The sequence below is a fragment of the Erwinia sp. HDF1-3R genome (assembly GCF_039621855.1).
In the GTDB taxonomy this organism is placed as follows: Bacteria; Pseudomonadota; Gammaproteobacteria; order Enterobacterales; family Enterobacteriaceae; genus Erwinia.
Window position 1 is genome coordinate 4492517 of sequence record NZ_CP155071.1, and the last position, 12700, is coordinate 4505216.

12 protein-coding genes are annotated in these 12700 nt (G+C 55.8%); 1 reads left to right on the top strand and 11 read right to left on the bottom strand.

The window, feature by feature from the left end; genetic code table 11:
• Positions 1-57: 57 nt before the first annotated feature.
• A complete protein-coding gene (gene ggt, locus AAGR22_RS20480) occupies positions 58-1806 on the bottom strand; it encodes a gamma-glutamyltransferase (RefSeq protein ID WP_345829320.1) in 1749 nt (582 codons plus the stop codon).
• Between the two features lie 155 nt (positions 1807-1961).
• Here ggt and AAGR22_RS20485 point away from each other — a divergent pair, with 155 nt between their 5' ends.
• Positions 1962-2255 (top strand): DUF2756 domain-containing protein, encoded by a 294-nt coding sequence (locus AAGR22_RS20485; protein ID WP_067699951.1) that lies wholly within the window; start codon positions 1962-1964, stop codon positions 2253-2255.
• A 165-nt stretch (positions 2256-2420) separates the two neighbouring features.
• Here the strand turns inward: AAGR22_RS20485 and AAGR22_RS20490 are convergent, their stop codons facing one another.
• The 10 genes from AAGR22_RS20490 to livH form a co-directional block, all read right to left on the bottom strand.
• The gene (locus AAGR22_RS20490; protein ID WP_345829321.1) at positions 2421-3398 is read right to left on the bottom strand and encodes an Rpn family recombination-promoting nuclease/putative transposase; all 978 of its coding nucleotides are present in this window, start codon (positions 3396-3398) and stop codon (positions 2421-2423) included.
• A gap of 415 nt (positions 3399-3813) precedes the next feature.
• Positions 3814-4557: a glycerophosphodiester phosphodiesterase gene (gene ugpQ, locus AAGR22_RS20495; RefSeq protein WP_345829322.1), complete on the bottom strand. Its 744-nt coding sequence runs from the start codon at positions 4555-4557 to the stop codon at positions 3814-3816.
• On the bottom strand, positions 4554-5627 hold the full coding sequence (locus AAGR22_RS20500) for a sn-glycerol-3-phosphate import ATP-binding protein UgpC (protein ID WP_067699961.1): 1074 nt from the start codon (positions 5625-5627) through the stop codon (positions 4554-4556). Before AAGR22_RS20500 ends, ugpQ begins: the two co-directional genes overlap by 4 nt.
• Before the next feature lie 3 nt (positions 5628-5630).
• The gene (gene ugpE, locus AAGR22_RS20505) at positions 5631-6476 is read right to left on the bottom strand and encodes a sn-glycerol-3-phosphate ABC transporter permease UgpE (RefSeq protein WP_067699962.1); all 846 of its coding nucleotides are present in this window, start codon (positions 6474-6476) and stop codon (positions 5631-5633) included.
• Entirely contained in the window at positions 6473-7360 is an 888-nt protein-coding gene (gene ugpA / locus AAGR22_RS20510) for a sn-glycerol-3-phosphate ABC transporter permease UgpA (RefSeq protein WP_067699964.1), read from the bottom strand. Before ugpA ends, ugpE begins: the two co-directional genes overlap by 4 nt.
• 56 nt (positions 7361-7416) lie before the next feature.
• The gene (gene ugpB / locus AAGR22_RS20515) at positions 7417-8739 is read right to left on the bottom strand and encodes a sn-glycerol-3-phosphate ABC transporter substrate-binding protein UgpB (RefSeq protein ID WP_345829323.1); all 1323 of its coding nucleotides are present in this window, start codon (positions 8737-8739) and stop codon (positions 7417-7419) included.
• A 199-nt stretch (positions 8740-8938) separates the two neighbouring features.
• Positions 8939-9640, bottom strand: a complete 702-nt coding sequence (livF, locus tag AAGR22_RS20520) for a high-affinity branched-chain amino acid ABC transporter ATP-binding protein LivF (protein WP_067699972.1) — start codon at positions 9638-9640, stop codon at positions 8939-8941.
• Between the two features lie 10 nt (positions 9641-9650).
• The gene (gene livG / locus AAGR22_RS20525) at positions 9651-10415 is read right to left on the bottom strand and encodes a high-affinity branched-chain amino acid ABC transporter ATP-binding protein LivG (protein WP_067699975.1); all 765 of its coding nucleotides are present in this window, start codon (positions 10413-10415) and stop codon (positions 9651-9653) included.
• Positions 10412-11686 (bottom strand): high-affinity branched-chain amino acid ABC transporter permease LivM, encoded by a 1275-nt coding sequence (locus AAGR22_RS20530; protein WP_067699980.1) that lies wholly within the window; start codon positions 11684-11686, stop codon positions 10412-10414. Before AAGR22_RS20530 ends, livG begins: the two co-directional genes overlap by 4 nt.
• A complete protein-coding gene (livH, locus tag AAGR22_RS20535; RefSeq protein ID WP_345829328.1) occupies positions 11683-12609 on the bottom strand; it encodes a high-affinity branched-chain amino acid ABC transporter permease LivH in 927 nt (308 codons plus the stop codon). Before livH ends, AAGR22_RS20530 begins: the two co-directional genes overlap by 4 nt.
• Between the last annotated feature and the right edge of the window lie 91 nt (positions 12610-12700).

Genomic DNA, 12700 nt, shown 5'->3' on the forward strand with positions numbered 1-12700 from the left:
TGTTGGTCAGACGTACCCGTTTGGCAGTAATGAGCACGTCATTCGGCAGGAGTAAGGTTAATACCCGGCCGTCAGGTCATCAATCGCGCGCGGATCGGATGCGCCATAGAGCATACCGTCCGGGCCGATCATAATGCTCTGGGTGCTGCCCATGGTTGGCATGACTTTCACATGCTGTCCTCTGGCTTCCAGCAGCTTCAACGTATCAGGGCTAAATCCTTTCTCCACGCGCAGCTGATCGGGCAACCACTGATGGTGGAATCGGGGTGCATTGGTCGCTTCGGCGACGTTCATGCCGAAATCAATACTGTTCACGACCATTTGCAGCACGGTGGTAATGATGCGGCTGCCGCCAGGGCTGCCCGTTACCAGCCAGGTTTTCCCTCCCTTCGCGATGATGGTCGGTGACATAGATGATAGTGGTCGTTTGTAAGGCTGCACGGCGTTGGCTTCACCGCCGACCAGGCCATAAACGTTCGGTGTCCCCGGTTTAGCGGAGAAGTCATCCATCTCATTATTCATCAGGATGCCACTGTTGCCCGCGACGATCCCGCTGCCAAAATAGGTATTCAGGGTGTAGGTGACCGCCACCGCATTCCCCTGCTTGTCCACGACGGAGAAGTGAGTGGTTTGGTTGCTCTCGTAGGGGGCCAGCTTGCCCGGCTTTATTTCCGCGGAAGGCCGTGCCGTATTTACGTCAATTTTCTGCGCCAGCGATTTAGCATATGCTTTGCTGGTCAGCGCCTGCCACGGCACCTTAACGAAGTCGGGATCGCCAAGATATTCAGAGCGATCGGCGTAGGCATATTTTTCCGCTTCGGCCATCACCTGCATGGCATCTGCGCTTCCGAAGCCCATTTTCGCCAAATCGAAGTTTTCGAGAATGTTCAGGATCTGCACGATATGGATCCCGCCAGAGGACGGCGGCGGCATGGAATAGACTTCATATCCACGGTAGGTGCCGCTGATGGGCTTGCGTTCAATGGCCCGGTAGTTCGCCAGGTCCGCCTTGCCAATCAGGCCACCGTGGGCCGCCATTTCACTGGCGATCTGGTCGGCTATTTCACCTTTATAAAAGGCTTCAGGTCCCTGCCTCGCAATCAGCGTCAGGCTGTGCGCCAAATTTCGCTGTACCAGCGTTTCGCCACGCTTCCAGGGCGTTCCATCCGGGCGGTAAAAGATTGCCTTACTGTTGGGATGATTTATCAACACCTCTTTGCCATAGACGTTAAGATCGTCTGCCAGCGCTTGGTCAACCACAATCCCTTTACGGGCTAACGCAATGGCCGGTGCGATCAGGCGGCTGAGCGGCAGCGTACCGTACTCTTTATTCGCCAGCGCCAGGCCTGCAACCGTACCGGGAACGCCGGAGGCCAGGGGCGAAGTCAGCGATTTTTTACTGTCGGCATTACCCTGAGCATCAAGGAACATATCGCGGCTGGCATGGGTCGGTGCCATTTCGCGGAAATCGATGGCCGTGGTGTGCCCGGAGGCGGTGCGCAGCAGCATGAATCCCCCACCACCAAGATTTCCAGCCTGAGGGTGGGTCACCGCCAGCGCATAGCCTACGGCAACGGCGGCATCAACGGCGTTACCGCCCTGTTTTAGAATGTCCACGCCAACCTGGGTCGCCAGGGCGTCAACCGACGATACCATCCCGTGCTGTTCCTTAACCGGGTGGAACGTATCCGCTTCCACGCCATAAGAAACGGGCGCTGTCGCAGGAGCGGCCGTTGCGCCCTGTAAAAATAACACACTCACTATCAGCGATCCTGCAAACCGCCCCATCATGCCCTGTCTGCTCATTTATACCCCTTAACATTATTATTTACGTTTATTTACCCAGGCTAAGTGTGCACGAAATAACAGAAAAGGCGAAGTCTCGTCTAAATCAGTCAACTCCTGGAGTGACGCAGGTATGTCTGGGATATAATTAGGTATCGAAACAAGGAGGGCGTTTTATGAAATGGCTAATCATTTTTGCCGCACTGGCACCGCTAAGCGGCATGGCAAACATGCTAAACAACACCAACGATCCAAATCAGCCGGGGTATAACCCGAGCACGCAGCGCGTTCAGTCACAGATGCAGACGCAGCAGGCTCAGCAACAGCTCAAGCTGCAGGCCGATCAGCAGCGCCAGAGCCAGGATCTACAGCGTAAAGTTCAGGAGCAGCGTAACAGCGCTTCGCAGCGTATTTTAAAATCGCAGCCGGGAAGCAATACTCAACCTCCGGTGCAGCAGAACAGCAACTAATATTGATGGAGTATCTGCCGGGAATATATTTTTTGTGCAGATACTCCTGTTATTTTCGCCGACAACGGTGAAAAAACTTTCATTTCTTCCGTCAGGCCGATGTGACGCATTTACGTTATCCGGCAGCGCTCCGACTCATCAGATAAACATAACTAATAAGGCCGATCAATGTTGAATTTTAGCCAGTTCGTCTTCTGAAAGTCCGGTCATTTTCATCACGGTATTGCGATCTATTCCATTCTGCAGCATGGCCATTGCGATTTTCAGCGTAGCTTTACGCTCGCCTTCAAAACGCCCTTCTTCTCTCCCAAGCTGGAGACCTTGTTCCAGACCCTGTTCCAGTCCTTGTTCCAGACCCTTTTGCAGGCCCGTTTTAATGCCTTTTTTTTCAAGCTGTTGTGCAATGGTCATCAGTACTTCTCCGTGTTGCGGCACCCGCTGTGCCAGTCCACATATAAAGGCTTCTGCATCTGACGATTCGCCTGCCTGTACGATATAGTGTATCAGCGATACTACCTGCGTTGAAGAAAGATATCCGGCCAGCAGAATTGCAGCCAGTCTGTCAGTCAGCTCCGCCATATCACGTTGATGAATGTGCTTTTGCAGCAGGGTCAGGGCGGCCATACTGCGGTGACCGGCTATTTCCTCGTCCGGAATAACCGTGACGTCAACCAGCGGAAAATCACTGCTATAGAGTTTACCTGCCCGTTGCGGATCCGCAAATTCCTGCAGCCAGTTGGTGGAATAGGGATAGGGACTGCGTTTACCCGCATAGAACAATATCGGTATCACCAGCGGCAGTTTGGGGTTGCCGGCTTCAAGATGGCGCTGCATTGCTGCCACCGCGTAGCGTAGTAGCCTGAATGCCATATGTTTATCCGGCGTGGACTGATGCTCAATCAGGACATGGATATACCCGTCACCCGCCACCGTTTTCAGGCTGTAGAGCACATCGCTGAAATACTGGCGAAGATCATCCTCAACAAATGAGCCCGACTCCAGCTTCAGCGTGTTGAGATCGCAAAGTTCGCGCAGCGCTACCGGAAGGTGGGTTTCAATAAAATCACGGGCAATTTCCGGCTGCGCCAAAAACTGGCGGAATATGGCATCGTGGGGCATGGGAGTGCTTGTTTTCTTTTTCACGGACGGGTCGCCTCTGGCTATGAATAACCACAATATTATCACCCACCCTTTGTGAAAAATATTAACCGGAAACTATTAGTTAATATCAGGAAACGAAAGTTATACCAATATTCACCTCAAGGGAAAGAGAAAGAAAAAAGTGTTAAATTTAAGGTAAAAAAGTTGATTGTTGATTGTTGATTGTTGAAAGTTAAAAGTTAAAAGTTAAAAGTTGAAAGGATATTTATCTTTCATTGCCGTGAATATGCTCTGGATATTTAATATTATACAATCCCCCATGCCCTCCATTCATGACCGCGAAAATAATGAAGTCTTCACGCCGAACGTAATAAATACGGTCTGTAGAGAAAGCGTAGCCACAACCGATCATCGACGGGTCTGCCGTCCGCCCTGGCAGACCCCTGTAATAAAAGGGTCAGCTAAAATCAGGTCCCAGCAGATCGATACGATCGGTACAAATCGCATCTACCCCCCACTTCAGCAGCGTTCTCGCCCGTTCTGGGCTATTCACCGTATACACCAGCACGCGCAGCCCCGCCGCTTTCAAAACCGCGACCCGCGCTTCATCCAGAATTTTGTGATTAAGATGAATGGAGATGCAGTCAAGCTCCTGTATCAGTGAGAGCCAGTCCTCGCGCCACTCATGCAGCAGCAAGCCCCGCGGAAGCTCGGGTGCGGCCTGCTTTGCCGCTTCCAGCGCCTGAGTGGAAAATGAGGAGAGCAGCGGTGGGATCTGCGTATGCCAGAAGTCACGCGCCGCCACCGCCACCGCATGACCGGTTTCAGCGTCAAAGCCGGTCGTCGGTTTGATCTCGATATTCGCCATCATCTGATATTTCGCGCAGCGCTCAGCAACATCCGCCATAAGCGGCAGCCGTTCATGAGCAAAAGCCTTGCTAAACCAGCTGCCGGCATCCAGCTGCAAAAGTTTTTCCCACGGAAGCTGCCCCGCGAGGCCCCAGCCATTACTGGTGCGGTCCAGCGTGTCATCGTGCAGCAGAAATATTTCGCCATCGAGCGAAAGCTTTGCATCAAACTCAATCATTTTGTGCCCCAGCCTGGCCGCCGTATCAATACCGGCTAAGGTATTTTCCGGGGCCAGCTTACCGCCCCCGCGGTGGGCGACAATGTGAGGATAGGGCCAGATGTCATACGTCATTCGAGTCGTTGTCCGTTACTGGTATCAAAGAAATGAAGCGCGTCAGGCGGCAGATGAAGCCAGAGCGTGCTGCCCGGCACAGGCCGCTGATCATGCGGCAGACGTGCTATCACACGACTACCCGCCCATCGACCATGGGCAAGATTATCTGCCCCCAGCATCTCCAGCGACTCCACCACCATCGGCAGGCCACCTGCCGATGCCGTAGAGAGCTTAATATGCTCCGGGCGGATACCCAGCGTCAATGCACGCCCTGCCCAGCCACTTTTCTGTTCCACCAGCGGAAGGGAAAAATCACCCGACATCACCAGCTGCGTCCCTGACGCATTGATCACCCCCTCCAGCAGGTTCATCGCTGGCGCGCCGATAAAACTGGCGACAAAGCGCGTTGCCGGGCGCTCGTAGATCTCTACCGGCGTACCCAGTTGCTCCAGCACACCACTGTTCATTACCATCACCCGCTGCGCCAGCGTCATGGCTTCGACCTGATCGTGCGTAACATACAGGCTGGTCGTGTTCAGACGCCGATGAAGCAGCTGTAGCTCCAGCCGCATCTGCACGCGTAGACGGGCATCCAGGTTGGATAAAGGCTCATCGAAGAGAAACACGGCAGGCTCGCGGACGATGGCCCGTCCCATCGCCACCCGCTGACGCTGTCCGCCGGAAAGCTCCCGTGGACGGCGGTCCAACAGCGCCTCAAGCTCCAGGCTGCGCGCCGTGTCGAGTACGCGCTGGCGTATATGCGTTTTGCCCATGCCGCGAATTTTCAGGCTGTAGGCCATATTCTCCCCGACGCTCATATGCGGATAAAGCGCATAGTTTTGAAACACCATCGCAATACCCCGATCTTTCGGCTCCCGATCGGTAACGCGCTGGCCATCGATATAAATATCGCCGCTGGTGACCCGCTCCAGTCCGGCCACCATGCGCAGCAGGGTCGATTTACCGCAGCCGGAAGGCCCCACCATCACCATAAACTCGCCGTCATGTATGGTCACGTTAAGCGGCTGAATAATCTGATTTTTACCATCATAGGACTTGGTTACAGCCTGAATACTGACTTCTGCCATCGTTTATTTCTCTCTCTCAACCAGCCCGCGCACAAAGGCGCGTTGCATCAGTAAAACCACAGCGATGGGCGGTAACATGGTCAGCAGCATCGCTGCCATCACCAGGTTCCAATGCGTCGCGCCATCCCCGCTGCCAATCATGCTGCGAATACCCGCCACGGCCGTACCCAGATGGGTATCGTTGACGATCAGTAGGGGCCACATATATTGGTTCCAGCCGTAGATAAAGGTCATGACGAACAGCGCCGCCAGGTTGGTTTTCGACAGCGGCAGCACGATGTCACGGAAAAAGCGCATCGGACTGGCGCCGTCAATGCGTGCTGCTTCAACCAGCTCATCGGGGAGCGTCATAAAGAACTGACGAAACAGGAAGGTGGCGGTGGCCGACGCCATCAGCGGCAGCGTCAGCCCCTGGTAGCTGTCAAGCATATCCAGCCGGGCGATCACCTCCACCGTCGGAAATATGCGCACCTCAACGGGCAGCATCAGCGTGATAAAGATCATCCAGAAAAACAGACCGCGCAGCGGGAAGCGAAACCACACCAGTGCGAAGGCTGAAAGCATTGAAACCGTGATTTTTCCGGCAGTAATGCTTAGCGCCATGATGGCGCTGTTCATCAGCATGACGCCAAAGGGCGCGCTGTTCTGCGCCACGCCGTTATGCCAGATATCGACAATGTTGTCCCAGAGGTGCTGCCCGGGGATCAGGGTCATCGGCACCTGAAAGACTTCACTGTTGTTAAGCGTGGCGGCAACAAAGGCCACATAGAGCGGGAACAGCACCGTCAGTACACCAACTACCAGCATAATATGGCTAAAAATCGTCAGCCCGCGTCGATTCTCAATCATTGATAGCGCACCTTTTTCTCCACGTAGCGAAACTGAATCACCGTCAAAATAATCACCAGTACCATCAGCACCACCGACTGCGCGGAGGAGGAAGAGAGGTCGAGACCGGCAAATCCTTCACGATAGATTTTATAAATCAGGGTGGTGGTGGACTGAACCGGCCCGCCTCCCGTTGCAGCGTCAATCACCGGGAAGGTATCGAAGAAGGCATAGACAAGGTTCACCACCATCAGGAAAAAGCCGACGGGTGTAATCAGCGGCAGGGAGAGCTGAAAAAAACGCCGCACCGGCCCCGCACCATCAATGGCAGCCGCTTCGTTCAGCGACTGGGGAATTGACTGTAGCGCGGCAAAGAAAAACAGAAAGTTGTAGCTCATCTGCTGCCAGACGGAGGCCAGCACCACCAGAAACATCGCCTGCCCGCTATTTTGCGCGTGGTTCCAGCTGTAGCCGAATTGACCCAGTAGCCACGTCACCAGACCCTGGCCAGGGCTGAATAAAAACATCCACAGAACCGCCGCGATGGCCGGGGCCACCGCATAAGGCAGCAGAAAGAGCGTCTGCCAGACACGCTTCATACACAGAACATGGTTCACCAGCGCGGCGAAGAACAGCGATACCGTCAGACCGATAGCCGTCACCAGGCCGCTAAAAATTAGCGTGGTCGAGAATGATGCGAGGTAGCTGTCGTCACCGATCAGACGGCGAAAGTTTTCCAGACCGACGAAGGAGCTGGTAATACCGAAAGGATCGACATTCTGTACCGAATACCACAGCGCTTCACCCGCAGGCCAGAGGAAGAAGACTATCGTTATCAACAGCTGCGGCAGCACCAGTAAATAAGGCAGCCAGCAGGAACGGAACACGGGGCGAGAAGAAGACATAGCGTTACTCTGAGAAAGGGCGCTTAATGCCCGCGCATGGGCGCGGGCGGAGGCGGCTACTGCCTGGCCGTCTGTTCAAAACGACGCAGCTGCTGGTTACCGCGTAGTACCGCGTTATCCAGTGCGGCCTGCGGCGTTTTCTGACCCGTCCAGACCCCTTCCAGCTCCTCATCAATCAGAGTGCGGATTTGCGGCATGTTGCCCAGACGCATTCCCCGGGTAAACGGCAGCGGCGGTTTGTTGAGCATCTGGCGGGTAGCGGTTTCGGTGCCGGGATTTTTGTCATAGAAACCCTGCTGACGGGTCAGCTCCCATGCCGCCGTGGTAATCGGCAGGTAGCCGGTTTTCTGGTGCCATTCCGCAGCAATTTCCGGCTGGGCCAGGAACTGCATAAATTCAGCAACCCCTTTATACGTTTCAGCATCCTTGCCCTTCATGACCCACAGGCTGGCACCGCCGATCATGGCGTTCTGCGGGGCATTGGGAACGGAGGCATCGTAAGGCATCATGCCTGTGCCATAGTTAAAGCGGGCATAATGGCGGATATCAGCCAGCGAGCCGGACGAGGCGGTCGTGATGCCGCAGTCGCCGTTATAGAATTTAGCCGTGGACTCATCTTTGCGGCCAAAGTAGCTGAACTCGCCCTTTTTGTTCATCTCTTCCAGCATGGCGATGTGCTGCACCTGAGCCGGTTGATTAAACACCAGCGCTGCATCGGTGCCGTCAAAGCCGTTATTTTTAGTCGCCACCGGCAGGCCGTGCCAGGCGCTGTAGTTTTCAATCTGAATCCATCCCTGCCAGCCGCTGGCGTAGCCGCAGGTCATTCCCGCTTTACGCAGCGCGGCGGCATCCTGCTGTAACTCCTGCCAGGTTGCTGGCGGCTTGTCCGGGTTAAGGCCGGCCTTTTTGAACGCATCTTTATTGTAATAGAGCACCGGCGTGGAGCTGTTGAACGGTTGTGATATCAGATGGCCGGTTTTGGCGTCGCTGTAGTATGCGGCGATCGTGGGCACAAACTGTTTCTCATCAAGGGGGATCCCGGCGTTTTTGAAAACGTCATAGACTGGCACAATCGCTTTTGATGCCATCATCGTTGCCGTACCCACTTCGTAGACCTGCAGGATCGCCGGCGCCTTGCCCGAGCGCACGGCAGCAATACCCGCCGCCAGGCTCTGTTCATAGTTGCCTTTCCAGGTCGGGACAATTTTATATTCCGGGTGCGATTCGTTAAAACGCTGAGCCAGTGAATCGACCTCTACGCCCAGATCGCCCTGCATCGAATGCCAGAAAGGGATCTCGGTTACGGCTAACGCCTGTCCGCTGAGGGTCAGCCCCATCAGCATGCTGAGTGCAGTATGACGAAATGATCGTGATGACATAGTGGTTTCCTGTTCCCGGGGTAAGGTGCGCAATAGCGCGCACTAAAGGTATCCGGCAGGTAACATGACATGGAAAAATGACAGAAAAATAACGGGATGATGACGATGAGGTGACAGCAGGGTGACGCACTGACGCGTGATGCAGATCACGCTGCGGTAAAAAGGCCAGCCTGCTGGCTGGCCCTGGGGGACGGGCTAATCAGCCGCCGAGGTAGGCGCTTCTGACCGCCTCGTTAGCCAGCAGGGCGTCGCCGCTGTCCTCCAGCACCACGCGACCGTTCTCCAGCACATAGCCGCGATCGGCCAGCTTTAGCGCCTGATTGGCGTTTTGCTCAACGAGGAAAATCGTCATGCCCTCCTGCCGCAGCTGTTCGATGGTGTCGAAGATCTGCTGGATAATAATGGGCGCAAGGCCAAGGGAAGGCTCGTCCAGCAGCAGCAGACGCGGCTGGCTCATCAGCGCCCGGCCAATCGCCAGCATCTGCTGCTCGCCGCCGGACATGGTCCCCGCACGCTGCGTCCGGCGCTCATACAACCGCGGGAAGAGCGCATAGACGCGCGCGATCAGGGTCTGATACTGCTGGCGAGCGGCAAAAAAACCGCCCATTGCCAGATTTTCCTCCACCGTCATGCGGGCAAATACGCGCCTTCCTTCCGGAACAATGGCAATCGCCTCGCGCATAATGCGCGCGGTCTGCCAGCCGGTTATGACCTTATCATCAAAAATGATGTTACCTTCGGTGGCGCGCGGCTCGCCGCACAGCGTGCCCAACAGCGTAGTTTTACCTGCCCCATTGGCGCCGATGAGCGTAACGATCTCGCCCTGGTTAATATGCAGGCTAACGTCGTGCAGCGCCTGGATTTTACCGTAGTGGGCACTGATATTTTGCAGAGATAGCATTGGATTCACCTTATGCCTCCCCTAAGTAAGCGCGGATCACATCCGGATTGTTACGGATTTCATCCGGCGTACCGTTCGCCAGCGGCGTACCCTGGTTAACCACATAAATCCGGTCGGAAATGCCCATCACCAGTTTCATATCGTGTTCAATCAACAATACCGACACCTTATGTTCACGTCGCAGCTCGGCGATAAGCGCGTCCAGCTCATGCGTTTCCTTGGGGTTCAGCCCCGCTGCGGGCTCATCCAGCATCAATATTTCCGGCCGGGTTACCATACAGCGGGCAATCTCCAGCCGGCGCTGCTGACCGTAGGCGAGGTTGCCCGCCTGACGATTGGCGAGCGCCAGCAGGCCGACGCGTTCAAGCCACGTCGCCGCCCTGTCCAGCGCCTCGCTCTCCGCGCGACGGAAAGCGGGCGTTTTTAACAGTCCGGCAAATACCCCGCTTTTCAGATGTTGATGCTGGGCGACCAGCAGATTTTCAATTACCGTCATCTCACGGAACAGCCGTACGTGTTGGAAGGTGCGTACGATGCCCATTCGGGCAATTTTTTGTCCCGCCAGACCCGCCAGCTCGCGATCGCGCAGCCTGATGCTGCCGCCGGTTGGCCGGTAAAAGCCGGTCAGGCAGTTAAAGACGGTGGTTTTACCCGCCCCGTTTGGACCAATCAGCGAAACGATCTCCTGTGGGCGCAGCTCCAGCTCGACATTGTTTACGGCAAGCAGGCCACCAAAGCGCATCATCAGGCCGCTTACGGACAAGACCGGCGTCATACGGCATCTCCTTTTTCCACGCTTTTCAGCTTGAGATGCGGTCGCTTCATCGGCAGCAGCCCCTGCGGGCGCCAGATCATCATCAGCACCATCAGCCCGCCGAGCACCAGCATGCTGTACTCGTTCAGATCGCGCATCAGCTCGCGCGAAACTACCAGCAGAACGGCCGCGAGGATCACTGCGAACTGCGATCCCATCCCGCCCAGTACCACGATAGCCAGCACGAAGGCAGACTCCGCAAAGGTGAAGGATTCCGGACTGACAAACCCCTGGCGGGCGGCGAACAGGCTGCCGGCAAATCCGGCAAAGGCCGCGCTGATGGTAAAGGCGGTCAGCTTGATGCGCGTTGGGTTTAGCCCCAGGGAGCGACAGGCGATTTCATCCTCGCGCAGCGCTTCCCAGGCGCGACCCAGCGGCATCCGCAGCAGCCGGTTAATCACGAATAGCGTCAGTACCACCAGCAACAGCGCCACCATATAGAGGAAAATAATGCGATCGCTCGGATCATATTTCAGTCCAAAGAAATGATGGAAAGTATCCCAGCCGCCATCGCGTACGCTGCGGTTAAACTCCAGTCCGAACAGCGTTGGCTTAGGGATCTGGCTGATGCCGTTGGGACCGCCGGTAATCTCCGTATTATTGAGCAGCAAAATACGGACGATTTCCCCAAAGCCGAGCGTAACAATTGCCAGATAATCCCCGCGTAGCCGCAGTACCGGGAAGCCAAGCAGCAGTCCGAACAGTGCCGTCACCAGCCCGGCCAGCGGCAGACATTCCCAGAAGCTCAGTGCGTAATAGTGATTAAGCAGCGCAAACGTGTAGGCACCGATGGCGTAAAAGCCGCCGTAGCCCAGAACCAGCAGGCCTGACAGACCCACCACCACGTTCAGCCCCAGACCCAGCATCACATAAATCAGCGTCAGCGTGGCGATATCCACCGTGCCGCGCGTCACCAGGAAGGGCCAGGCAATGGCGGCAACGATCAGCAGCAGCATAAACAGCTGCTGCTTTCGCGTTGAACCGTCGATCCCCGGCAATACCAGCGACGGCGCAGAGACTTTTTTCAGGCCGTGCTGTAGCAGTGGGCGCAGCAGCTGAAAGAAGAAGACCACCGCACAGCCGATTGCTATCCAGTTCCAGCGCACGCTTCCGGCGTTGTTGACCACCAACCGGGTGCCGTCCAGATCCAGGCGCATGCCCATAAAGAAAGCGGCCAGCAGCAACAGCATCGCGGCGGAGGCCAGGGCGTTAAGCAGGTTGAGGTGTTTCATACTTTCTCCACCTCCGGACGCCCCAGGATACCGGTCGGCATGACCAGCAGCACCACGATCAGCAGCGCGAAAGAGACCACATCCTTGTATTCCGTGCTGAGGTAAGCCGAAGTCAGCGCTTCAGCAATACCAAGGATCAGCCCACCGACCATGGCCCCTGGAATACTCCCTATTCCGCCCAGCACCGCAGCAGTAAATGCTTTCATCCCGGCCATAAAGCCAATGTAGGGGTTAATGACGCCGTAAAACTGGCCCAGCAATACACCCGCCACCGCCGCCATTGCGGCCCCGATAACAAACGTCAGGGAGATGACGCGGTCAGTATTAATGCCCAGCAGGCTGGCCATTTTCAAATCCTCGGCACAGGCGCGGCAGGCACGTCCCATCCGGGAATAGCGGATAAACAGCGTCAGCGCCAGCATCGCCACGAAGGTGACCAGCCAGATAACAACCTGCATCGTTGAGAGCGTGGCGGAAAAGCCGTTACTTTCGCCCAGTGTCCACTGACCCGTTATCAGGCTCGGCAGCGCAAGGTCGCGCGATCCCTGAGTAAGGCTGACGTAATTTTGCAGGAAAATGGACATGCCGATGGCGGAGATCAGCGCAATCAGCCGTTTTGAGGATCGTACCGGACGGTAGGCAACGCGTTCGATGCTCCAGCCGTACGCGCTGGCAATCACGATGGCGACGATAAATCCGGCACCAATCAGCATCCAGCCGACGTCGATACCCATCATCATCAGCGCAGCAATCACAATAAAGGAGACGTAGCTGCCAATCATATAGACCTCGCCGTGGGCGAAGTTGATCATCCCGATGATGCCATACACCATGGTATAGCCAATGGCGATCAGCGCGTAGGTGCTGCCTAACGTTACGCCATTGAACATCTGTTGCAAAAAATAGAGGAGCTGCTCGGACATACCTGAATACCTTACTTCCTCCCGCGTCGGCGGAGAGAATAAAAACGCCTGGCATCTGAACAGGCTGGCCGGTGTGTTGGCCAGCCGCCGG